Origin of the sequence: Curtobacterium sp. PhB137, assembly GCF_003814955.1 — a bacterium.
Lineage (GTDB): Bacteria > Actinomycetota > Actinomycetes > Actinomycetales > Microbacteriaceae > Curtobacterium.
Genome location: NZ_RKQO01000008.1, coordinates 337038 through 359832, shown reverse-complemented (window position 1 = coordinate 359832; position 22795 = coordinate 337038). Strand labels below are relative to the sequence as shown.

Here is a 22795-nt window from a genome sequence, read left to right as displayed (position 1 = left end):
TCGCAGTGCAACGAATTTCATGCAGATGCAATAAAAGCGCGAGGGCGTTCAGCAAGCGCGCGAATCTTGCATCTTCTCGCAAGGATCGTGCAAGTTGGTTACCGGCTTGTAACCGTTCGCTCCAGGGTTTGGAGGCTGCTGTCCACCTTGCCTACAGTGCAGATGTCAAACGCGCCCGGGTGACACCGCTGTGCCCTTGCGCGTCCCATGCACCAGGAGGAACCTTGATCAAGAAGCGCGCCGGGCTCACAGCCCTCGCCGTGCTCGGGGCCACAGCACTCGCCCTGACCGCCTGCTCCAGCAACAGCAACAGTGGGGGTGGCTCGGGCTCGTCCAACGCGTCCGGCATCGTCACGACCAACGGCAGCGAGCCGCAGAACCCGCTGATCCCGTCGAACACCACCGAGACCGGTGGCGGCAAGATCATCGACTCGCTCTTCGAGGGCCTCGTGTCCTACGACGCCGACGGCAAGTCCGTCAACGAGGTCGCGAAGAGCATCGACACCGATGACTCGAAGACCTTCGACATCAAGCTGAACACGAACTACACGTTCACGAACGGCGAGAAGGTCACCGCGGAGTCCTTCACCAAGGCCTGGAACTGGGCCGCGCAGAAGTCGAACGCCCAGGGCGCCAGCTACTTCTTCGAGAACATCGAGGGCTACAACGCCGACAAGGACTCGGAGCTCACGGGCCTCAAGGTCGTCGACGACGACGAGTTCACCGTCACGCTGAAGTCGGCCCAGTCGGACTTCCCGCTGTCGCTCGGCTACTCGGCGTTCGTGCCGCTGCCGTCCTCGTTCTACGACGACACCAAGGCGTTCGGTGAGAGCCCGATCGGCAACGGTCCGTACAAGCTCGACGGCAAGAAGGCCTGGACGCACAACCAGTCCATCAAGCTCGTCACCAACAAGGACTACGAGGGCAAGCGCAAGCCGAAGAACGGTGGTCTGACGATCACGTTCTACGCCTCGCAGGACACCGCGTACTCCGACGCGCAGGGCGGCAACCTCGACGTCCTCGACGCCGTGCCGGACGCAGCCTTCGCGACGTACAAGTCGGACTTCCCGGACTCGAACGTCAACCAGCCGGCCGCCATCTTCCAGGCGATCTACCTGCCGTACTACCTCGACCACTGGAAGGGCGAGGAAGGCACGCTGCGTCGTGAGGCCGTCTCGATGGCCATCAACCGCAAGCAGATCACCGACAAGATCTTCGACGGCACGCGCACCCCGGCGAAGGACTTCACGTCGCCGGTCATCGCGGGCTGGAACGACGACCTCGACGGCTCCGACGTCCTGGACTACAACGAGTCCGAGGCCAAGAAGCTGTGGGCCGAGGCCGACAAGATCTCGAAGTACGACGACACCCTCACCATCACGTACAACGCCGACGGTGGGCACGAGGCGTGGGTGACCGCGGTCACGAACTCGATCTCGAACACGCTCGGCATCAAGGCCGAGGGCAACGCGATCCCGACGTTCCAGGAGGCCCTTGACCTCCAGACGAACGACAAGCTCACGGGCGGCAGCCGCACCGGTTGGCAGGCCGACTACCCGTCGCTGTACAACTTCCTCGGCCCGACCATGGGTGAGGGCTCGTCGAACAACTACTCGCGGTACGACTCCAAGGAGTACAACGACCTGCTCGCCGAGGGCCGTTCGGCCGCCACGGTCGAAGAGGGCAACAAGTCCTTCGACCAGGCCCAGGAGCTCCTGTTCAAGGACCTCCCGGAGATCCCGCTCTGGTACTCGAACGTCACCGGTGTCTGGAACGCCGACAACGTGTCCAACGTGAAGTTCGGTTGGAACTCGGTGCCGCTGTACTACGACATCGAGGTCACGAAGTAACACCGCTCTCCTCGAGAGCACCGCGTGGGCAGGTATCCTGCCTCGCGACCACCGGACGGGGGTTCGGGGACCGCACAGGTCCCCGAACCCCCGTACCTCGGCGGCAACACCTTCCCCCACCACATCGGGCGCCGCCGCCCGAACCGGACATCCGTGCCGACCCTCGGAACGTCCACCCCTCACCACAATGAACCTGATCGACATCGCTCCGGACCGGGCAGGGATCTGATGCTCTGGTACCTCGGCAAGCGCCTCCTGCAACTCATCCCCGTGTTCTTCGGGGCCACGTTCCTCATCTACTTCATGGTGTTCTCGCTGCCCGGCGACCCGATCGCAGCACTGTTCGGCGACCGCCAGCCGTCGCCGCAGGTCATCGAGACGCTGCGCCAGCAGTACAACCTGGACAAGCCGTTCATCGTCCAGTACCTGCTCTGGATCGGCGGCGTGTTCCGCGGCGACCTCGGCGTGACCTACTCCGGTCTGCCGGTCAGCCAGCAGCTCGCCTCGGCGTTCCCGATCACCGCTCGCCTGGCGATCCTCGCGCTCGTGTTCGAGGCCGTCGCCGGCATCGTCGTCGGTGTCATCGCGGGTCTGCGCAAGGGCAAGCTGTTCGACGCCACCGCCCTGGTCGTGTCGCTCCTGCTCATCTCGGTGCCGACCTTCGTCGTCGGGTTCCTGCTGCAGTACGTGTTCGGCATCAAGCTCGGGTTGTTCCGGGTCACGGTGTCCGGAGAGGCCCCCTGGTCCGAGCTCGTCCTGCCCGCCATCGTGCTCGCGACGGTGTCGTTCGCCTACATCGTGCGCCTCACCCGCGCCAGCGTCGCCGAGAACACCACGGCGGACTTCGTGCGCACCGCGACCGCGAAGGGCCTGCCCCGTCGTCGTGTGGTCGGCGTGCACATCTTCCGGAACTCGCTCATCCCCGTGGTGACCTACCTGGGTGTCGACATCGGCAACCTGATGGTCGGCGCGATCGTCACCGAGGGCATCTTCAACATCAACGGTGTCGGCGGCACGGTGTTCCGCGCCGTCAAGCTCGGCGAGGGTCCGACGGTGGTCTCCTTCGTCGCCGTGATGGTCATCATCTTCATGCTCGCCAACCTCCTGGTGGACCTGCTCTACGCCGTCCTGGACCCGAGGATCCGCTATGCCAAGTAACGCCGCACCCCGTTCGGCGACGCACTTCGTCGCCCCGCTGGAGGAAACGCCCCTGCAGGCGATCGACCAGGTCAACGAGGACGAGAAGACCCGTTCCCTGTGGACCGACGCCTGGGAGTCCATGCGGACCCGCCCGACGTTCTGGATCTCCTCGATCCTGATCCTGCTGATCATCGTCGTCGCGGTCTTCCCCGGGCTCTTCGCCCACGTCGACCCGCGGGCGTCGAACCTCGACAACAGTGACGGCGGACCCGAGGCCGGGCACATCCTCGGCTTCACGCGTCAGGGCTCCGACGTCTACGCCCGCGTGATCTGGGGCGCCCAGAACTCGCTCATCGTCGGCATCGTCGCGACGGTCCTGGTGTCGCTGGTCGGCATCGTGATCGGCGCACTGGCCGGTTTCTACGGCGGCTGGCTCGACACGATCGTGTCCCGCATCGGCGACATCTTCTTCTCGATCCCCACCGTCCTCGGTGCGATCGTGATCATGTCCGTCATCCCCGCGCGGAACGCGATCACCGTCGCGCTCGTGCTCGCCGCGTTCGCGTGGCCGCAGATCGCCCGCATCATGCGTGGTGCCGTCCTGAGCGCCAAGCAGGCCGACTACGTCATGGCGTCGGCCGCCCTCGGCGTCAGCCGGTTCAAGACGCTGCTGCGCCACGTCATCCCGAACTCGCTGGCTCCGGTCATCGTGGTCGCGACCGTCTCGCTCGGCTCCTTCATCGTGGCCGAGGCGACCCTGTCGTTCCTCGGCATCGGACTGCCGCCGTCGGCCCTCAGCTGGGGTCTCGACATCGGAACGGCGCAGACGTCGATCCGCACCAACCCGTCGACGATCTTCTGGCCGTCGGCCGCGCTGTCCATCACCGTGCTCGCGTTCCTGCTCCTCGGTGACGTGGTGCGCGACGCGCTCGACCCGAAGGCGAGGGCCCGCCGATGAGCGAGACGCTGACCAACCCCACCGGCCGACGCACCAACGCCGACGGCGCCCCGCTGCTCGAGATCCGCGAGCTGCAGGTCGGCTTCAAGACGCAGTCCGGTCTCGTGCAGGCCGTGCGCAGTGTCGACCTCACTCTCGAGCAGGGCGAGCGTCTGGCCATCGTCGGCGAGTCCGGTTCCGGCAAGTCGACGAGCGCCCAGGCGATCATCAAGCTGCTGCCCGGCACCGGCCAGGTCACCGGCGGGTCGATCAAGTTCAACGGGCGTGAGCTCGTCGGGCTGACCGACAAGGAGATGTCCGAGATCCGCGGGAAGGAGATCGGCTACGTCCCGCAGGACCCGATGTCGAACCTCAACCCGCTGTGGTCGATCGGCTTCCAGGTCGAGGAGGCCATCCGTGCGAACGGCATGGCCACCGGCAAGAAGGCCGTCCGCGACCGTGCGATCGAGGTCCTGAAGGAGGCGGGCCTCGGCGACGCCGCGAACCGCCTCAAGCAGTACCCGCACGAGTTCTCCGGCGGCATGCGGCAGCGCGTGCTCATCGGCATCGGTCTGTCGAGCCGCCCGCAGCTGCTCATCGCCGACGAGCCGACGAGCGCGCTCGACGTCACGGTCCAGCGCGTCATCCTCGACCACCTCGAGAGCCTGACCCGCGACTTCGGCACCTCGGTGCTGTTCATCACGCACGACCTCGGCCTCGCCGCCGAGCGCGCCGAGAAGCTCGTCGTGATGTACAAGGGCCAGGTCGTCGAGGCCGGTCCCTCGAAGGAGATCCTGGCCAACCCGCAGCACCCGTACACGCAGCGCCTGGTCGCCGCGGCGCCCTCGCTCGCGAGCCGCCGCATCCAGTCGAAGGTGCAGCACGAGCGCATTGAGATCGCCGACGCCGGCAACGACGACGCCGAGCTCATCGCCCGGGCGCAGGAGCGCGAGCACCGTCCCGCCGAGGACCTCATCGTGGTGAAGAACCTCGAGAAGATCTACAAGCTGCGCGGCAAGAGCCTCGCCACCCGCGAGCTCAAGGCCGTCGACGACGTGTCGTTCGCGATCCCGAAGGGCACCACCACGGCGCTCGTCGGCGAGTCCGGTTCGGGCAAGTCGACCGTCGCCAAGCTGGTGCTGCAGCTCGAGAGCATCTCGAGCGGCACCGTGCAGTTCGACGGCATCGACATCGGCGCGCTGAAGGGCAAGGACCTCTTCGACTTCCGCCGCCGCGTGCAGCCGGTGTTCCAGGACCCGTACGGCTCGCTGGACCCGATGTACAACGTCGGGAACACGATCGCCGAGCCGCTCGCCACGCACAAGGTGGGCGACAAGGCGTCGCGTCGGGCCCGCGTGCTCGAGCTGCTCGACCAGGTCGCGCTGCCGAAGTCGATGGTCAACCGCTACCCGAACGAGCTCTCGGGCGGGCAGCGGCAGCGCATCGCCGTCGCCCGCGCGCTCGCGCTCAAGCCGGAGGTCATCGTCCTCGACGAGGCCGTCTCCGCGCTCGACGTGCTCGTGCAGGGGCAGATCCTCGACCTGCTGACGGAGCTGCAGACCGAACTCGGCCTGACCTACCTGTTCATCACGCACGACCTGGCGGTCGTCCGCCTGGTCGCGGACAACGTGTGCGTCATGCGCCAGGGCAAGATCGTCGAGAAGGCGACGACCGACGAGGTCTTCGCCGCCCCGAAGGAGCAGTACACGAAGGACCTCCTGGCTGCCATCCCCGGCGCCGGGTTCGAGTTCGGACGCTGATCCTGCTGGACACGAACGAGGCCGGACGTCCCGTCGTCCTCCGCGCTGGTCGCGGAGGCGCCGTGGCGGCCGGCCTCGTCGCCGTCCTGGGCCTCTTCCTGCTGGTCGACGCGGCCGTGCGCGGCAGCTGGATCGTGGTGCTCGACGCCGTCGGACCGATCGCCGTGCTGGTCTGGGTCCTGTGGGTGCTCACGTACCGCCCGTGCATCCGCATCGACGACACGGCCGTCACCGTCGTCAACCCGCTCCGCCGCACCGTGGTGCCGTGGCACGCGGTCGCCGACGTCAAGCTCCGCTGGCAGATCGTCATCGAGACGGTCGCGGGCCGTCGCGTGCAGTGCTGGGGCGGCCCGTCGCTGCCCCGGCCGAAGCCGGCCCGGCGCGGCGAGCGTGCCGTGCTGCGCCAACCGGACGAGATGACCGTGCTGCTCGACCGGTGGGCTGAGCAGCGTGCCGTCGCCGGTGACGGCGACGCCGTGCGCGGCTGGGACGTGCCGGCCCTGGCGGTCGGCGCAGCGGCGCTGGCGCTGCTCGCCGCCTCGCTGCTGGGCCTGTGGCTGGGCGGCTGACGCGGCTCACGATCGCGACCACGAGACGGACGGGAGGCCCGGTACCAGCTGGTACCGGGCCTCCCGTCCGTCAGCTGGTCACGTCCACCACGTGACCCGCGTGGTCAGACGACCGCGCCGACGCGCTCGGTGAGCAGGTGCTCCTGGTCGGTCTGGATGCACGCGACACCACGGCCGTGCACGTCCTGCAGGCGTGGGTCGACGGTGCGGCACTGTTCCTGCCGGCCCTCGTCGAGGAGCTGGTAGAGCGGGCAGCGGGTGCGGAACCGGCAGCCGTCGATGCGCTCCGTGGGGGAGGGCAGGTCGCCGTCGAGCAGGATCCGCCCGCGGGCGGCCTCGGCGGTCGGGTCCGGCACCGGCACGGCCGACAGCAGCGCCCGCGTGTAGGGGTGCTGCGGGTCGGAGAACACCTTGTCGCCGTCGCCGTACTCGACGATGCGGCCGAGGTACATGACCGCGACGTCGTCGGCGATGTGCCGGACGACGGACAGGTCGTGCGCGACGAACAGGTACGACAGGCCGAGGCGGTGCTTCAGGTCCTCGAGCAGGTTGATCACGCCGGCCTGCACCGAGACGTCGAGCGCCGAGACGGGCTCGTCGAGCACGAGGATCTTCGGTTCGACGATGAGCGCGCGGGCGATGCCGATGCGCTGCCGCTGGCCGCCGGAGAACTCGTGCGGGTACCGGTCGATGTAGCTCGGCTCGAGCCCGACGAGTTCGAGGACCTCGCGGACCCGGCGGCGGATCTCGTCCTTCGCGACTCCGTGCACCGTGAGCGGTTCACCGATCACCGAACCGATGTCGAGCCGGGGGTCGATCGACGCCATCGGGTCCTGGAACACGACCTGGATGTCGCGGCGGATCGCCAGGCGGTCCTTCTTCGACAGCGACGCGGTGTCGACGCCGTTCACCCGGATGGTGCCCTGCTGCGCGCCGGCGAGCTCGAGGATCTCCATGATCGTGGTGGTCTTGCCGCAGCCGGACTCACCGACCAGGCCGAGCACCTGGCCGCGCTTGAGCGTCAGGGAGATGCCGTCGACTGCGTGCACCTCGCCGATCTGCCGGCGGAAGAGCGCGCCCTTGGTGAGCGGGAACGTCTTCACGACGTCGGTGAGCTCGAGGACGACGTCGTCGCCGTGGTCGACCGCCGCTTCGGGGATGTCCTCGGGGCGGGGGAAGATCTCCGACCGCTCGAGGGTGCCCGCCGCGATCTCGTCGCGACGGATGCACGCGGCGGTGTGGTCGTCGAGCAGCGTGCCGTTGCCGATCGTCGGGACGGTCCCGGTCAGGACCGGGTTGTCGCCGCTCTGCGGGACGGTCGGCTCGACCAGCGCGGGCTCGCCGTCGCGGCAGGCGTCGATGACCGCCGGGCAGCGGTCGGCGAACGGGCAGCCGGTCGGCTTCTGCGTGAGCAGGGGTGGGCGGCCTTCGAGCGGCACGAGCCGTTCGGTGCGGGCCGCGGTCATGTTCGGCATCGAGCGCAGGAGCCCGATCGTGTACGGCATGACGGGCTCGCGGAAGAGCGGCTCGACCGGAGCCGTCTCGACGATGCGGCCCGCGTACATGACGGCGACGCGGTCCGCGTTGCCGGCCACGACTCCGAGGTCGTGCGTGATCAGGACCACGGCGGCGCCGGTCATGTCCTTCGCCGTCTGCAGCACGTCGAGGATCTGCGCCTGGATCGTGACGTCGAGCGCGGTGGTCGGCTCGTCGGCGATGATCAGCTTCGGGTCGTTCGCGATGGCGATGGCGATCATCGCGCGCTGCCGCATGCCGCCGGAGAACTCGTGCGGGAACGCGTCGAGCCGCCGAGCGGGGTTCGGGATGCCGACGACGCGCAGGAGCTCCTCGGCGCGGGTGCGGGCGGCGTGCTGGGTGAGGGAGCGGTCGTGCAGTCGCAGCCCCTCGATGATCTGCTGGCCGATCGTGTACACGGGTGTCAGGGCGGACAGCGGGTCCTGGAACACCATCGCGATGTCGCCGCCGCGCAGGCGGGACATCTCGCGGTCGTTCTTGCCCAAGAGCTCTTGGCCGTCGAAGCGGATGCTGCCCTCGACGTGGGCGGACGACGGGAGCAGACCCATCACGGCCATCGAGGACACCGACTTGCCGGAGCCGGACTCGCCGACGATCCCGAGGAACTCGCCGGGGGCCACCGTGTAGTCGACCCCGCGGACGGCGTAGACGGGCTTGGTCTTCGGGTTGAACGTGACCGACAGGTCGGACACGGTCAGCAGCGGCTCAGTCACGGTTGGCTCCGGAGGTGGGGTCGATGGCGTCGCGCAGGGCGTCGCCGAGCAGGCTGGTCGAGAGCACGGTCGCGACGAGGGTCGCGGCGGGCAGGACGAACAGCCACGGGCGGGTGACGGCGGATTGGCTGCCGGCGGCGAGCAGGGTGCCGAGCGAGACGTCGGGGATCTGGATGCCGAAGCCGAAGAAGCTCAGCGAGCTCTCCGCCAGGATCGCGGCCCCGACGCCGAGCGTCGCGTCGATGATGAGCAGGGACGCCACGTTCGGCAGGATGTGCCGTCGGATGATCGTGAACGAGGGGACGCCCATGAAGCGGGCGGCCTTGACGTAGTCGCGTTCGCGCAGGGACATCGTCTGGCCGCGGATGACGCGGGCCATCACCATCCAGCTGAACACCGCGAGGCCGACGATGAGCGCCACCCACGTCAGGTTCTTGAACACCGGGCTGAGGAGCACGAGCGCGTAGAACGAGGGGATCACGAGCAGCAGGTCGATGACCCACACGAGCACGCGGTCCACGGTGCCGCCGAAGTAGCCGGCGATGGCACCGACGATGCCGGCGATCAGCGTGGCGGCCGGACCGGCGATGAGGCCGATGAGCAGCGACTTCTGCAGGCCGACGAGCGTCTGCGCGTAGATGTCCTGGCCGATGTCGTTCGTGCCGAACCAGTGCGCGGCGCTCGGCGGCATGCCGAACGCCAGGCCGTCGGAGTCGACGGCGTTCCAGTGGTACAGGTGCGGGCCGACGAAGGCCCACAGCAGGATGAGCAGCAGGGCGCCGCCACCGATGCGGGCGCGCCAGGTGCCGAACACCTTGCGCCAGAGCGGCGTGCGGCCGCCCTTGACCTCGATGACGTGCGCCGGGGTGCCGGCGTTGCCGTCACCGGGGTCACCGGCAGTGGTCGTGGTCGTGGGGTCGAGAACAGACACGGGTCACACCCTCACTCGCGGGTCGAGCGCGGCGTAGAGCAGGTCCGCGAGGGTTCCTGCGATGAGCACGAGGATCGCCGTGAAGAGGATCGTGCCCGAGGCCGCGTTGATGTCGTTGTTGGTGATGCCCTGGACGAAGTACTCGCCCATGCCGTGCCAGCTGAAGACCAGCTCGGTGATGCTCGCGCCGGTCAGGATCAGCCCGAACGAGTACGCGAAGAACGTCGACATCGGGATGAGGGCGACGCGGACGCCGTGGCGCATGATGGCCGATCCACGCGTCCGGCCCTTCGACCGCGCGGTGCGGATGAAGTCGTTCGACAGCACGTCGAGCATCGCGGAGCGCTGGTACCGCGAGTACGTGGCGACGGCGCCGACGGTCAGCGAGATCGTGGGTAACAACAGGTGGATCAGTCGGTCGCCGAGCACCGGGAAGAACCCGTTCACCCCCGGCGTGTACTCACCCGTGAACCGGATCACCTGGGTGCCGAGCCCCTGGTTCATCGCCGTCGCGAGGATCATCAGGACGACCGCGATGACGAAGGTCGGGGTGGCGAGCACGGCGAACGACAGGTACGTCGAGACCTGGTCCGACGTGCGGTACTGGCGGACGGCGTTCCAGACACCGAGCAGCACCCCGAGGATCGCGCCGAGCAGCGTGCCGATGACCAGCAAGCGCAGGCTCGTGCCGGAGCGGGCGACGATGTCGGCCGTGACCTCGGTGCCGCGGGTGCTCATGCCGAGCGACCCGTGCGTGACGAGGTTCGACCACCAGGTCCACGTCCGGACGATGAGCGGGGTGTCCGGATCGGCACCGAGCTTCCGCAGGGACGCGTCGATCGTGCCCTGCGGCACGGCCGGGTTGCGGCCCAGGAACCGGGCAGCCGGGTTGAGCGTGCTGCTGGCGAGGATGTAACCGAGGGTCGTCGCGACGATCGTCAGGACGATGTAGTTGACGATCCGCTTTGCGATGAAGGCAAGCATGTACTGGGACCTCGTGGGGTGCGGCCGTCCGTCCGGACGGCGTTGTCGGTGGCGACAGGTTAGCCGCTCGCGACGGAGGGGTGGGACTTCCGTTGTGACGCTATGCAACATTCGTTACGAGCATGTTTCGATTCCCCACATCAACCCTTGTGGAGCCTTCGGATGTGACTAGGGTTCTCAACCAACAGGCGTGGCGGCGGGGGTCGCCGCGTTCCAGCGCGAACTGCGCGAACCACAACGAAAGGGAATCCTCGCCATGCGAAAGAGGATCAAGGGCATCGCCGTGCTGGCCACCGCTGCGGCTGCGGCCGTCGTGCTGGCCGGCTGCTCCGGCGGTGGACAGGCGGGCAACAGCAGCTCCGCGGTCGCCGAGTCGTCGCTGAAGTCGACCGGCTGGACCGTCGCGGACCGCGCGGACGTCAAGGACGGCGGGTCGATCACCCTGCCGATCGACACCGCTCCGGCGAACTTCCAGATCAACAACCTCGACTCCGGAACCGTCGACGACCAGACGATCTCCGGTGCGTACCTGCCGGGCTTCATCCAGTTCAAGGAGAACGGCGAGTGGGAGGTGAACAAGGACTTCGCGACCTCGGTCGAGCTGACCAAGGACTCACCCCAGACCGTCGAGATCAAGATCAACCCGAAGGCCGTGTGGTCTGACGGCACCCCGATCAGCGCGAAGGACGTCATCGCGAACTGGAAGGCGCTGAACGGCACGAACAAGGCCTTCGCGCCCCTCGCCACCAACGTGTGGGAGGACGTCGACTCGGTCAAGCAGGGCTCGGACGAGCGCGACGTCATCATGACGTTCTCGAAGACGAACGCCGACTGGGCGAGCGTCCTGGGCTCCATCTACCCGTACTGGGCCGTCGACACCCCCGAGCACTTCAACACCGCCTGGGCCAAGGGTCCGTACGCCGCTGACGGCAAGACCTACGTCTCCGGTGGCCCGTACATCGTGAAGTCCTTCGACGCCAACGGCGGCGTCCTCACGTTCGAGAAGAACCCGAAATGGTGGGGCGACGAGGGCAAGCTCGACACCATCGTCTTCAAGACGGTCTCGCGTGACGGTGTCGCGCAGGCGTACGGCAACAAGGAACTCGACGCGTTCAACCTGAACGGCAGCGCCGACAACCTCAAGACGGCGAACTCCCGCTCCGACTCGAAGATCGAGCGCTCGCTCGGCACCACGCAGCGGCAGATCACGCTGAACGGCACCTCGGACGTCTTCAAGGACCAGGACGTGCGCCAGGCGTTCGCCCAGGCCATCAACCGCAAGGTCCTCGCCCAGGCGATCCTGTCGCCGGTGAAGAGCCCGGGTGACGTGCTCAACAACCTGACGTACCTGCCCGGTCAGGAGGGCTACCAGGACGACGTCTCGTCGGTCTACGGCTACAGCACCGACAAGGCGAAGTCGAAGCTCGAGGACGCCGGCTGGAAGGTCGGTTCGGACGGCTACGCGACCAAGGGCGGCAAGGAACTCGACGTCCGCTTCGTGATCCCGTCGGACAACCCGAACTCGGCGAACGTCGCGCAGCTCGTGCAGCAGCAGACGAAGCTCGCCGGCTTCAAGGTCACGATCGACACCGTGCCCTCGGACGACTTCTTCACGAAGTACATCACCACCGACGGCCGTGACTTCGACGCCACGTACTTCGCGTGGCAGGGCACGCCGTTCCCGATCTCGTCGCTCAAGTCGATCTACTACCCCGCCGACGCCGGCCAGAACTACACCGGCGTGACGGACGACTCGCTCGGCGCGGCATGGGACAAGGCGAACGCCGAGCTCGACGCCGACGCCCGCATCAAGGACGCGCAGGCGATCGACAAGAAGATCGTCGCCGTCGCCGGCACCATCCCGCTGTTCGCCGAGCCGTACGCCTGGGGCGTGCGCAAGGACCTCGTGAACTACGGCCCCGCGCAGTTCCAGCAGTACTCGGTCAAGTGGCAGGACGTGGGCTACACCAAGTAGTCCCGCGGTCGCACGACCTGCAACGACACCCCCGACGTCGCACGACGTCGGGGGTGTCGTTCTGCGTCGGCGGCGGAGTGGACGCCGGGTGCTACAGCCGGGCCGCCGCGAGCGACGCCGCGATCCCGAGCACGACGAACGCCAGGACCGTCCAGCCGTGCACCCGGTGGGTGATCGGCGCAGCGACCACGGTCGTCGGCGGCGGGCCGTCCTGCGGTGTCGGGGCGGGCACGAGGGTCAGCATCTGCGCGGCCGCAGCGTCGACGTCGAGGTGATCCGGGCCTCCCGGTCGGCCCTGGACCTGGGCGGTGAGCCGCGCGGTCGGGCGCGTCGCGATCCAGACGCGGCGGACGCCCTCGCTCGTGACGACCTCGATGCCGTACTTCGTGCGCACCTCGGTGACGCGCGACCACGTGTAGGTGCTGGTGCGGCGGACGTCCACGATCCGCAGGTGCTCGGGCGTCAGCTCGATGCGCGGCCGCCAGAGCGCGGCCCACGCCACGAACGCGATGCAGATGCTCGGGACCGGGACGAGCCACGGGTTGCTGCCACCGAGCAGTGCCAGGGGGACGAGCGCCACCGCGACGACCCAGAGGGCGATGGCGAGATGGCGGAGGCCCGGAGCGACGATGGTGGTGTGCACCGGACGAGGTTACGAGATGCCTCCCCGGAGACGCCCGGGGAGCGGGTGTGACACACCAGCGCGTATCTCCGGACGACCCGATTCCCCGGGGAGGCAGATCCTGCGTGGACCTCTCGTGCCGACAATGGTCGTCGCCCCCAGTTCGGGTGTCAATACCCCATGGCGACGGATTCGGGGATTCCCCACGCCGGGAACGGCGGAAGCCGTCGGATCCGCGGGGTTCGGTTACGAGACGAGCAGTTCGATCTGTTCACGGATGGTCTCGGCCGTCGGGAACCGCAGACCGACCAGCCCGACGTGCCGCCACCGCACGACCCCGTCGGGGCCGATCACGAACACCGACCGACGGAGTCCGATCCCCGGCGCGCGCACGCCGTAGTCGCGGATCACCGAGCCGGCGGTGTCGCTCAGCAGGGGGAACGTGAGCGAGGAACCGCGTGCGAACGTCTCGTGCGAGTCGAGGGCCTGCGGGCTGATGCCCCACACCACGGCGCCGAGGTCGTCGAACTCGTCGAGCTCCGCCTGGTAGCTGCACAGCTGCGCGGTGCAGACGGCCGTCGCGTCGCCGGGGTAGAAGGCGAGCACCACGGTCCGGCCGATCACCGACGACAGGTCGTACTCGTCGTCGGTGCGGACCCCGTCGCGGACGATCATGCCCGGCAGGGTGAACGTCGGCGCGGACTCGCCGACCTCGGGGATGCTCATGTGCTCACGCTACGAGAGCAACCGGGGGAACGCGCTCGCGACCCAGGGGTACCCGACGAACACCGCGGCGTCGAGCAGGCAGTGCGTGATGATCAGGGGCATCAGGCGGCCCCACTTCGTGTAGATCCAGCCGAACACGATGCCCATCACGGCGTTGCCGACGAACGCGCCGAAGCCCTGGTACAGGTGGTAGCTCCCGCGCAGCAGTGCCGTCGACAGGATCACCTGCCACCGCCCCCAGCCCAGGTCGCCGAGCCGGGCGTAGAGGTACCCGATCACGATGACCTCCTCCTGCAGGCCGGAGCGGATCGCGGACAGCAGCAGGACCGGCACCGTCCACCAGTACGAGTTCAGGGCAGCGGGGTCCACGTCCACCGTGATGCCGAGCGCACGCCCGGCGAAGTACAGGGCGAGCCCCGGGATCCCGATGCACAGCGCGATGAGCGCCGGACCGCCCAGGTCGGGCTTCACCCGGAACCGGTCGATGCCGAGCCGGGACAGGTGCGGGCGCGACGTGCTCCACAGCAGGAAACAGACGAGCGCGACCGGTGCCAGGTCCACTGCGATGCCGAGCAGCTGCCGGGCCAGGTCGATGTACTGCACCGTCGTCGACGAGGTGTTGAGTGCCGTGGACTGCTCGCCGAGCGGGGTCGTCTGCGACAGGTCGTCGATGATCTGGAGGATCGAGTACAGCGCGCTGGCACCCAGTGAGAGCAGCAGCACGATGGTGATCTCGACCCACGTTCGCCGTCGGCTCATCTGCTGTACTCCTGACGGTTGCGAACTACCGGTAGACTGGCGTGTCGGGCGTTCTGCCCGCGGGTGCGGTGCCGACAAATCACTGGCCCGACACTCTCCCAGAAATTGAAGGATGTCCTGTATGGCGCTCGCCACCCGGTCCGACCTGCGCAACGTCGCCATCGTGGCACACGTCGACCACGGCAAGACCACCCTCGTCGACGCGATGCTCACGCAGACCAACTCGTTCGACGCCCACTTCGAGGGCGAAGACCGCATGATGGACTCGAACGACCTCGAGCGCGAGAAGGGCATCACGATCCTCGCGAAGAACACGTCGGTGCTCTACAACGGCAAGCACGCGACCGAGTTCGGCGCGGACGGCCCCATCACCATCAACGTGATCGACACCCCGGGTCACGCCGACTTCGGTGGTGAGGTCGAGCGAGGCCTCTCCATGGTCGACGGTGTCGTCCTGCTCGTCGACGCGTCCGAGGGCCCGCTGCCCCAGACGCGCTTCGTGCTCCGCAAGGCGCTCGCCGCCAAGCTCCCGGTGATCCTGCTCGTCAACAAGACGGACCGCCCCGACTCCCGCATCGACGAGGTCGTCTCCGAGTCGCAGGACCTGCTCCTCGGCCTGGCGTCCGACCTGTCGGACGAGGTCGACGACCTCGACCTCGACGCGATCCTCGACGTCCCCGTGGTCTACGCCTCGGGTCGTGCCGGTGCCGCGTCGCGCAACAAGCCGGCCGACGGCTCGCTGCCCGACAACGACGACCTCGAGCCGCTGTTCGAAGCGATCCTGCAGCACGTCCCCGCGCCGAAGTACGACGACCAGCACCCGCTGCAGGCCCACGTCACCAACCTCGACGCGTCGCCGTTCCTCGGTCGCCTCGCGCTGCTGCGCATCTTCCACGGCACGATGAAGAAGGGCCAGACGGTCGCGTGGGTCAAGCACGACGGCACCGTCGTGAACGCCCGCATCACCGAGCTCCTCATCACCAAGGCCCTCGAGCGCTACCCGGCCGAGTCGGCGGGCCCCGGTGACATCGTCGCCGTCGCCGGCTTCGACACGATCACCATCGGTGAGACGCTGACCGACCCCGAGGACGTCCGCCCGCTGCCGACCATCACGGTCGACGACCCGGCGATCTCGATGACGATCGGCACGAACACCAGCCCGCTCGTCGGCAAGGTCAAGGGTCACAAGCTGACCGCCCGCATGGTCAAGGAGCGCCTCGACCGCGAGCTCATCGGCAACGTCTCGCTCAAGGTCCTCGACATCGGTCGCCCCGATGCGTGGGAGGTCCAGGGCCGTGGTGAGCTCGCGCTCGCCATCCTGGTCGAGCAGATGCGTCGTGAGGGCTTCGAGCTCACCGTCGGCAAGCCGCAGGTCGTCACGAAGCGTGACGAGAATGGCAAGCTGCAGGAGCCGTACGAGCACATGACGATCGACACGCCGGAGGAGCACCTCGGCGCGATCACGCAGCTCATGGCCGCTCGCAAGGGCCGCATGGAGAACATGACGAACCACGGCACCGGCTGGGTGCGCATGGAGTTCATCGTCCCGTCGCGCGGCCTGATCGGCTTCCGCACGTCGTTCCTGACCGAGACCCGCGGCACCGGCATCGCCAACGCGATCTCGCATGGCTACGACGAGTGGGCCGGCCCGATCCAGACCCGCATCAACGGCTCGATCGTCTCCGACCGCTCGGGTGTCGTCACGCCGTTCGCCATCACGAACCTGCAGGAGCGGATGACGTTCTTCGTCAACCCCACCGAAGAGGTCTACGAGGGCATGGTCATCGGCGAGAACTCGCGCGCCGACGACATGGACGTCAACATCACGAAGGAGAAGAAGCTCACGAACATGCGTTCGGCGAACGCCGACTCCTTCGAGTCGATGACGCCGTCGCGCCAGCTCTCCCTCGAGGAGTGCCTGGAGTTCGCGCGCGAGGACGAGTGCGTCGAGGTCACCCCGGCCGTCGTCCGCATCCGCAAGGTCGAGCTCGACGCGCAGGCCCGCCAGCGCTCGTACGCCCGCCTGAAGCGTCAGGACGCGTAAGCACCAAGCGACGCGTCGCGTCAGCAAGAGCACGACCTGAGGAGGTCGGGGGTTACGGTGGATGCCGTGACCCTCGACCTCCTCTCGCTGTACCAGGACCTGCACGCCCACCCCGAGCTCGGTTTCCAGGAGCACCGCACTGCGGGCATCGTGGCCGACCGGCTCGCCGAACTCGGTGGCATCGAGGTGACCACCGGCGTCGGCGGCACCGGTGTCGTCGGCGTCCTGTCGAACGGCGAGGGCCCGGTCGTGTGGCTCCGCGCCGACATGGACGGCCTGCCGGTCCAGGAACGCACGGGGCTGTCCTACGCCAGCCAGCACCGCGGCACCGACGAGGACGGCAACGACGTCCCGACGATGCACGCGTGCGGCCACGACATCCACGTCACCTGGCTGCTCGGCACGCTCGAGCGCCTCGTCGCCACCCGGGACCAGTGGAGCGGCACGGTCGTCGGCGTCTTCCAGCCGGCGGAGGAGGTCATCTCCGGCGCCCGCGCCATGGTCGAGGACGGCCTGGTCGACCGGTTCCCGAAGCCCGACGTCGTGCTCGGCCAGCACTCGGCTCCGGCCCCGGTCGGCATCGTCGCGATCGGCTCCGGCCCGGTGATGGCGTCGAGCGACCGGCTCACCGTGACCTTCAACGGTCGTGGGGCGCACGGCTCCGCACCGCAGGCATCCCTCGACCCGGTCGTCACCGCCGCGTCCGCCGTCGTCCGGCTGCAGACCGTCGTCTCGCGCGAGGTCTCGCCGAGCGAAGCCGGTGTCGTCACCGTCGGCAGCTTCCACGCCGGGACCCGCGCGAACATCATCCCCGACCAGGCCGTCATCGAGATCTCGACGCGTGCCCGCAACGAGGACACCCGTGCGCGCATCATCGCGTCGATCGAGCGGATCGTCCGTGCCGAGAGCGACGCCGGCGGGCTGCCGGAGCCGACGATCGTGCGGTCGCCCGGTGCCGAGGTGACCGTGAACGACGCGGCGTCCGCTGCCCGGGTGCTCGCGGCCGTCAGCGCCGCCGTGCCGGGTGCGCGCGAGCTCGAGATCGGGCTGGCGATGGCGTCGGAGGACGTCGGGCAGCTCGCGACGGCGGCGGGCGTCCCGCTCGTGTACTGGTTCACGGGCATCACCGACCCGGAGCTGTTCCGCCGCGGCGAGGACATCCCGAGCAACCACTCGCCGTTCTACGCGCCGCAGGCCGAGACCGCGATCCCGGTCGGCGTCGACGCCTTGGTCGCCGCGACGCGCGCCTACGTCGCCTGACGTTTCCTTCCCATTGCGCGGGCGGTAGGAAGCGGGAACGGGCGTACCTGGTCGGAACGAAGGACCAGGTACGCCCGTTTCGGCCAGGTTCGCGCGACGGGCGCGACGGGCGGACGGGAGGCGCGGGGCGGCCCCGCCGCGCGGGTGACCGTCCCGGGGACAGGACGTTCACAGCCAACTCGCGCCGTGCCTCCCGGCTCACCCGTTACCGTCGGCGCATGCGTTCCCTCCGTACCCCGCTGATCGCCGCCGTCGCCGCCGGCATCGCCCTGGCCGGACTCACCGGCTGCTCGTCCGACTCCGTGAAGCAGGCGACGGACCTCGGGTCCTCGGTGGCCTCGACGGTCGCGGACGGCGTCGCGGGCATCGACGGCAAGGCGATCCAGGACGGCATGTCCTCGGTCGCGGGCGGCATCGACGGGGCGCTCGACACGGCGCTCAAGGGCGCGAACGTCACCTCTGACGGCAAGGTGCCCGACGGGTTCCCGTCGTCCGACGTGCCGCTCGTCGACGGCACGGTGCTCGGCGGGGGAGCGGGACCGAACGGCTCCGGGTGGGTCGTGCAGGTGCGCGCCGGGTCGGTCGACGACTTCGCCTCCGCCGCGCAGCAGCTCGCCGACGCCGGTTACACCGAATCGGCGAAGCGCGCCGACTCGTCGAGTGCGTTCGGGATGTTCCGCAGCGACGGGTACCGCGTCGTGCTCACGTTCTCGGACGGCGACGACGGCGTCACCGCGACCTACATCGTCACGGCCCGCTAGTCCCGTACCCTTGGGGGCGATGTCGAAGGCCTCCGTCACGCGCCCCGAGCGCGTCCTGTTCGTGCACGCCCACCCCGACGACGAGACCCTGTCGTCCGGTGGGACGATCGCGACCCTGCTCGAGCTCGGCGCCGAGGTCACCGTGTTGACGGCGACCCGCGGTGAGCGCGGCGAGATGCTCACCGAGCGGCTCGCGCCCCTGGCCGGCGACGCCCAGCGCGTCGCCGCGCACCGCGAGACCGAGATCGACGCGGCACTCGCAGCCCTCGGCGGCCCGGCGCACCTGTGGCTCGGCGGTCGCGGTGCCCGGCCCACCGACCTGCCGGAACGCCGGTACGTCGACTCCGGCATGCAGTGGGGGCCGGACGGGCGGGCGACCGCCGCCGACGACGCCCCCGCCGACTCGCTGACCGCCGCCGACCTGGGTGAGGTCGTCGACGACGTCCGTGCCGCGATCCGCTCCACCGGTGCCGACGCGGTCGTGAGCTACGCCGACGACGGCGGGTACGGCCACCCCGACCACGTGCGTGTGCACCACGCGGCTCGGTACGCGGCCCGGGCAGAGGAAGTGGCGTTCTCGATGATCGTCGCCCCGGAGACCGGGGACGCCGACGTCACCGTCGACGTCCTGCCGGTGCGGGCGAAGGTGCGTGCCGCCGTCGAGCAGTACCGCTCGCAGGTCACCGTCGACCCGGTCGACCCCGCCGACCCGACCGCGCTGTCGTGGGTGATGCCGCACGGCGTCCGCGAGCACGCCCCCGCCGTCGAGGCCTTCCGGCACGACGCCGACCCGCAGCCCCCGGCACCGCAGACCTACGCCGAGATGTCCGGCCAGGGAAAGGTCGCCGCGGTCGCCGTCGCGCTCGTGCTCGGGCTCGTCACCGGCGGCCTCGGCACCGTGACGCACCAGCAGACCGTCGGCGCCGCCGCGTTCCCGATCGGCATGGTCATCACCACGCTGCTCGTGATCGGGCTGACCGTGGGCATCCGGCTGCTGTACCGGTCGCGGGCGATGGTCGCCGCGATCGGCATCGGCATCCTCGTCGCCACCCAGGTGCTCGTCTCCGTCGGTGGCCAGGGCTCGCCGCTCGTGCTGGCGAACGCGGCCGGGTACGTGTGGACGTTCGCCCCCGCCGTCATCGCCGCCCTGGTGCTCGCGTGGCCGGACCTGTCGGGGCTGCGGTCCCGGACGGCCCCGGGCCGCGAGTAGACTCGAACCCGCTCGTCGAAGGGAGCACCCGAACCGTGACCTACGTGATCGCCCAGCCCTGTGTCGACGTCAAGGACCGTGCCTGCATCGACGAATGCCCCGTCGACTGCATCTACGAGGGCGACCGCTCGCTGTACATCCACCCCGACGAGTGCGTCGACTGCGGTGCGTGCGAGCCGGTGTGCCCGGTCGAGGCCATCTACTACGAGGACGACCTGCCCGACGAGTGGGCCGACTACTACAAGGCCAACGTCGAGTTCTTCCAGGAAGTCGGCTCGCCCGGTGGCGCCGCGAAGGTCGGTGTGATCCACAAGGACCACCCGGTCGTCATGGCCGAACCGCCCCGCGGCTGAGCCGGACACGCACGTGGCGCTCGACCTGCCCGACTTCCCCTGGGACCAGCTCGTCCCGTTCAAGCAGCGCGCGGCCGGGTACGAGGGCGGCATCGTCGACCTCAGCGTCGGCTCGCCCGTCGACCCCACCCCCGAGGTCGTCCGGCGTGCTCTCGCCGACGCCACCGACGCGCACGCCTACCCGCAGGTCGCCGGCACCCCGGCGCTGCGGCAGGCCATCGCCGACTGGTACGGCCGCCGGCACGGGGTGCAGCTGACCGAGGCGCACACGCTGCCGACGATCGGGTCGAAGGAGTTCATCGCCGGCCTGGCGCTCTGGCTCGGCATCGGCGCCGGCGACACCGTGGTGTTCCCCGCCGCTGCGTACCCCACCTACGAGCTCGGTGCGGCCCTGGTCGGTGCGGACGCCCTCGCCTCGGATGACCCGGCCGCGTGGCCGGCGACGACGAAGCTGGTGTGGCTGAACTCGCCCGGCAACCCCGACGGCCGCGTGCTCTCCATCGACGACCTGCGCGCAGCGGTCGACCGGGCCCGCCAACTCGGTGCCGTCATCGTCGGCGACGAGTGCTACGCCGAGCTCGGCTGGGACCCGCAGTACGCGACCACCCCGACCCCCACGATCCTCGACCCCCGCGTCGTCGGCGACTCGGTCGACGGCGTGCTCAGCGTGTACTCGCTGTCGAAGCAGTCGAACCTGGCCGGGTACCGCGCGGCGTTCGTCGCCGGTGACGCCCGGATCCTCGCCGACGTGCTCGCGGTCCGGAAGCACGCGGGGCTCATGCCGCCGCTGCCGGTGCAGGAAGCGATGATCGTCGCACTCGCGGACCAGACCCACGTGCAGCAGCAGAAGGCCCGCTACCGGGCGCGCCGGAACATGCTCCGACGGGCACTCGAGGACGCCGGCTTCCGCATCGACCACAGCGAGGCCGGCCTGTACCTCTGGGCGACCCGCGGTGAGCCGGCGCTCGACACGGTGTCGTGGTTGGCCGACCGCGGGATCCTCGTCGCACCGGGCACGTTCTACGGCACGGCGGGCGGGGAGCACGTCCGGGTGGCCCTCACGGCGACCGACGAGCGCATCGCCGCGGCGGCCCAGCGGCTGGCCAGCAGCCGTCGGCTCGGCACCGCGTAGCGCGGGGACGCACCCCGCGACCGGCCGGATCGTGCATTCCGCCCGGAGCGCAACCGGGGGTTCCCACCAAGTCGTGACCATCGATGTGTGCACGAGCGACAGACGCCGCGATTAGGCTGTCAACGTGACTGACACTGCCAACGACGCTCAGAAGACGGCCACACCGCCCACGACGCCCGTGCCCGTGAGTCCCGCCGCCGAACAGACGGGCGAGACCGCGACGCTGACGTACCCGGGCGGCAGCGCGGAGTTCCCGATCCTGCCGAGCGTCGACGGCGCGTCCACCATGGACATCTCGACGTTCAAGAAGCAGACCGGGATGAACACGCTCGACTACGGGTTCGTGAACACCGGGTCGACCAAGAGCGCGATCACCTACATCGACGGCGACGAGGGCATCCTGCGGTACCGCGGGTACCCGATCGACCAGGTCGCGTCGAACTGCACCTTCCTCGAGGTCGCGTGGCTCCTGATCTACGGCGAGCTGCCCGACGAGTCCGAACTCGCCGACTTCGACGCCCGCATCCGTCGGCACACCCTGCTGCACGAGGACCTCCGGCGCCTGTTCGACGCGCTCCCGCACTCCGCGCACCCGATGTCCGTGCTGTCCAGCGCCGTCAGCGCCCTGTCGACGTACTACGAGGACGACATGGACGTCGACGACCCGGAGAAGGTCGAGCTGCAGACCGTGCGGTTGCTCGCCAAGCTGCCGGTCATCGCCGCGTACGCGCACAAGAAGTCCATCGGGCAGGCGTTCCTGTACCCGGACAACGGGCTGTCCTTCGTCGACAACTTCCTGCGCTTGAACTTCGGCACCATGGCCGAGACCTACCAGCCGAACCCGGTGCTGTCGAAGGCCCTCGACCGGCTCCTCATCCTGCACGAGGACCACGAGCAGAACGCCTCCACCGCGACGGTCCGCCTGGTCGGCTCGACGAAGGCGAACATGTTCGCGTCGATCTCGGCCGGCATCAACGCCCTGTACGGGCCACTGCACGGCGGCGCGAACGAGGCCGTGCTCGAGATGCTGCAGCAGATCAAGGACTCCGGAGAGCCCGTGCAGCGCTTCGTCGAGCGGGTGAAGAACAAGGAGCGCGGCGTGAAGCTCATGGGCTTCGGACACCGCGTCTACAAGAACTACGACCCCCGCGCGAAGCTCGTCAAGGAGTCGGCGGACGAGGTCCTCGAGTCCCTCGGCGTGCAGGACGACCTGCTCGACATCGCGAAGGAGCTCGAGCAGATCGCGTTGAGCGACCAGTACTTCATCGACCGCAAGCTCTACCCGAACGTCGACTTCTACACCGGCATCATCTACAAGGCGATGGGCTTCCCGCCGCGCATGTTCACGGTGCTGTTCGCGATCGGCCGCCTGCCCGGCTGGATCGCGCAGTGGCGCGAGCTGAACAACGACCCGCTCAACAAGATCGGTCGCCCGCAGCAGCTCTACGTGGGTGCACCGAAGCGGGACCTCCCCGCGCGGTAGCCGCTTGGTGAGCAGAAATGGTCGGGTCCCGAGATGGGACCCGACCATTT

19 protein-coding genes are annotated in these 22795 nt (G+C 69.0%); 13 read left to right on the top strand and 6 right to left on the bottom strand.

Annotated elements, in window-relative coordinates; genetic code table 11:
- Positions 1 to 224: 224 nt before the first annotated feature.
- The 5 genes from EDF28_RS16075 (at position 225) to EDF28_RS16055 (ending at position 6256) form a co-directional block, all read left to right on the top strand.
- On the top strand, positions 225 to 1850 hold the full coding sequence (locus EDF28_RS16075; RefSeq protein WP_123938971.1) for an ABC transporter substrate-binding protein: 1626 nt from the start codon (positions 225 to 227) through the stop codon (positions 1848 to 1850).
- A gap of 228 nt (positions 1851 to 2078) precedes the next feature.
- Entirely contained in the window at positions 2079 to 3008 is a 930-nt protein-coding gene (locus EDF28_RS16070; protein ID WP_123938970.1) for an ABC transporter permease, read from the top strand.
- On the top strand, positions 2998 to 3948 hold the full coding sequence (locus EDF28_RS16065) for an ABC transporter permease (RefSeq protein ID WP_123938969.1): 951 nt from the start codon (positions 2998 to 3000) through the stop codon (positions 3946 to 3948). The genes EDF28_RS16070 and EDF28_RS16065 overlap by 11 nt, the downstream gene beginning before the upstream one ends.
- Positions 3945 to 5687, top strand: a complete 1743-nt coding sequence (locus EDF28_RS16060) for an ABC transporter ATP-binding protein (RefSeq protein ID WP_123938968.1) — start codon at positions 3945 to 3947, stop codon at positions 5685 to 5687. The genes EDF28_RS16065 and EDF28_RS16060 overlap by 4 nt, the downstream gene beginning before the upstream one ends.
- A 62-nt stretch (positions 5688 to 5749) precedes the next feature.
- Positions 5750 to 6256: a PH domain-containing protein gene (locus tag EDF28_RS16055; RefSeq protein WP_123938967.1), complete on the top strand. Its 507-nt coding sequence runs from the start codon at positions 5750 to 5752 to the stop codon at positions 6254 to 6256.
- 104 nt (positions 6257 to 6360) lie between these two features.
- On the opposite strand, the gene EDF28_RS16050 is transcribed toward EDF28_RS16055, so the two are convergent.
- Genes EDF28_RS16050 through EDF28_RS16040 form a run of 3 tightly spaced genes read right to left on the bottom strand, consistent with a single transcriptional unit; the run spans position 6361 to position 10420 of the window.
- Complete coding sequence (locus tag EDF28_RS16050; RefSeq protein ID WP_123938966.1) at positions 6361 to 8505, bottom strand: dipeptide ABC transporter ATP-binding protein; 2145 nt, start codon at positions 8503 to 8505, stop codon at positions 6361 to 6363.
- On the bottom strand, positions 8498 to 9436 hold the full coding sequence (locus EDF28_RS16045; protein WP_123294113.1) for an ABC transporter permease: 939 nt from the start codon (positions 9434 to 9436) through the stop codon (positions 8498 to 8500). The genes EDF28_RS16050 and EDF28_RS16045 overlap by 8 nt, the downstream gene beginning before the upstream one ends.
- A 3-nt stretch (positions 9437 to 9439) precedes the next feature.
- Positions 9440 to 10420 carry an ABC transporter permease gene (locus tag EDF28_RS16040; RefSeq protein WP_123938965.1) on the bottom strand — a complete coding sequence of 327 codons (981 nt, stop codon included), beginning with the start codon at positions 10418 to 10420 and terminating at the stop codon, positions 9440 to 9442.
- A gap of 256 nt (positions 10421 to 10676) precedes the next feature.
- On the opposite strand from EDF28_RS16040, the gene EDF28_RS16035 reads away from it, so the two are divergent.
- A complete protein-coding gene (locus tag EDF28_RS16035; protein WP_123938964.1) occupies positions 10677 to 12395 on the top strand; it encodes an ABC transporter family substrate-binding protein in 1719 nt (572 codons plus the stop codon).
- A gap of 91 nt (positions 12396 to 12486) precedes the next feature.
- Here the strand turns inward: EDF28_RS16035 and EDF28_RS16030 are convergent, their stop codons facing one another.
- The 3 genes from EDF28_RS16030 to EDF28_RS16020 form a co-directional block, all read right to left on the bottom strand.
- On the bottom strand, positions 12487 to 13038 hold the full coding sequence (locus EDF28_RS16030) for a PH domain-containing protein (RefSeq protein ID WP_123938963.1): 552 nt from the start codon (positions 13036 to 13038) through the stop codon (positions 12487 to 12489).
- Positions 13039 to 13263: 225 nt separating this feature from the next.
- Positions 13264 to 13743: a peroxiredoxin gene (locus EDF28_RS16025; RefSeq protein ID WP_123938962.1), complete on the bottom strand. Its 480-nt coding sequence runs from the start codon at positions 13741 to 13743 to the stop codon at positions 13264 to 13266.
- 9 nt (positions 13744 to 13752) lie between these two features.
- Positions 13753 to 14502, bottom strand: a complete 750-nt coding sequence (locus EDF28_RS16020; protein WP_123938961.1) for a CPBP family intramembrane glutamic endopeptidase — start codon at positions 14500 to 14502, stop codon at positions 13753 to 13755.
- Between the two features lie 121 nt (positions 14503 to 14623).
- On the opposite strand from EDF28_RS16020, the gene typA reads away from it, so the two are divergent.
- From typA to EDF28_RS15985, 7 genes are all read left to right on the top strand, one after another.
- Positions 14624 to 16546: a translational GTPase TypA gene (gene typA, locus EDF28_RS16015; protein WP_123938960.1), complete on the top strand. Its 1923-nt coding sequence runs from the start codon at positions 14624 to 14626 to the stop codon at positions 16544 to 16546.
- Positions 16547 to 16612: 66 nt separating this feature from the next.
- A complete protein-coding gene (locus EDF28_RS16010) occupies positions 16613 to 17806 on the top strand; it encodes an amidohydrolase (protein ID WP_185094272.1) in 1194 nt (397 codons plus the stop codon).
- 218 nt (positions 17807 to 18024) lie between these two features.
- Positions 18025 to 18567 (top strand): hypothetical protein, encoded by a 543-nt coding sequence (locus tag EDF28_RS16005; protein WP_123673112.1) that lies wholly within the window; start codon positions 18025 to 18027, stop codon positions 18565 to 18567.
- 19 nt (positions 18568 to 18586) lie between these two features.
- On the top strand, positions 18587 to 19777 hold the full coding sequence (locus EDF28_RS16000; RefSeq protein WP_123938958.1) for a PIG-L family deacetylase: 1191 nt from the start codon (positions 18587 to 18589) through the stop codon (positions 19775 to 19777).
- A gap of 35 nt (positions 19778 to 19812) precedes the next feature.
- Positions 19813 to 20130 (top strand): ferredoxin, encoded by a 318-nt coding sequence (gene fdxA, locus EDF28_RS15995; protein WP_069711637.1) that lies wholly within the window; start codon positions 19813 to 19815, stop codon positions 20128 to 20130.
- A gap of 13 nt (positions 20131 to 20143) precedes the next feature.
- Positions 20144 to 21262, top strand: coding sequence for a succinyldiaminopimelate transaminase (dapC, locus tag EDF28_RS15990; RefSeq protein ID WP_123938957.1), 1119 nt, complete (start codon positions 20144 to 20146; stop codon positions 21260 to 21262).
- A 184-nt stretch (positions 21263 to 21446) separates the two neighbouring features.
- Positions 21447 to 22745: a citrate synthase gene (locus EDF28_RS15985; RefSeq protein ID WP_123340789.1), complete on the top strand. Its 1299-nt coding sequence runs from the start codon at positions 21447 to 21449 to the stop codon at positions 22743 to 22745.
- The last annotated feature ends 50 nt before the right edge of the window (positions 22746 to 22795 follow it).

Bases quoted from the DNA above. Each gene is read 5' to 3' on its own strand.
- EDF28_RS16070 (WP_123938970.1), top strand. From the start codon at position 2,079: ATGCTCTGGTACCTCGGCAAGCGCCTCCTGCAACTCATCCCCGTGTTC.
- EDF28_RS16065 (WP_123938969.1), top strand. From the start codon at position 2,998: ATGCCAAGTAACGCCGCACCCCGTTCGGCGACGCACTTCGTCGCCCCG.
- EDF28_RS16060 (WP_123938968.1), top strand. From the start codon at position 3,945: ATGAGCGAGACGCTGACCAACCCCACCGGCCGACGCACCAACGCCGAC.
- EDF28_RS16040 (WP_123938965.1), bottom strand. From the start codon at position 10,420: ATGCTTGCCTTCATCGCAAAGCGGATCGTCAACTACATCGTCCTGACG.
- EDF28_RS16035 (WP_123938964.1), top strand. From the start codon at position 10,677: ATGCGAAAGAGGATCAAGGGCATCGCCGTGCTGGCCACCGCTGCGGCT.
- EDF28_RS16025 (WP_123938962.1), bottom strand. From the start codon at position 13,743: ATGAGCATCCCCGAGGTCGGCGAGTCCGCGCCGACGTTCACCCTGCCG.
- EDF28_RS16020 (WP_123938961.1), bottom strand. From the start codon at position 14,502: ATGAGCCGACGGCGAACGTGGGTCGAGATCACCATCGTGCTGCTGCTC.
- typA (WP_123938960.1), top strand. From the start codon at position 14,624: ATGGCGCTCGCCACCCGGTCCGACCTGCGCAACGTCGCCATCGTGGCA.
- EDF28_RS16005 (WP_123673112.1), top strand. From the start codon at position 18,025: ATGCGTTCCCTCCGTACCCCGCTGATCGCCGCCGTCGCCGCCGGCATC.
- EDF28_RS16000 (WP_123938958.1), top strand. From the start codon at position 18,587: ATGTCGAAGGCCTCCGTCACGCGCCCCGAGCGCGTCCTGTTCGTGCAC.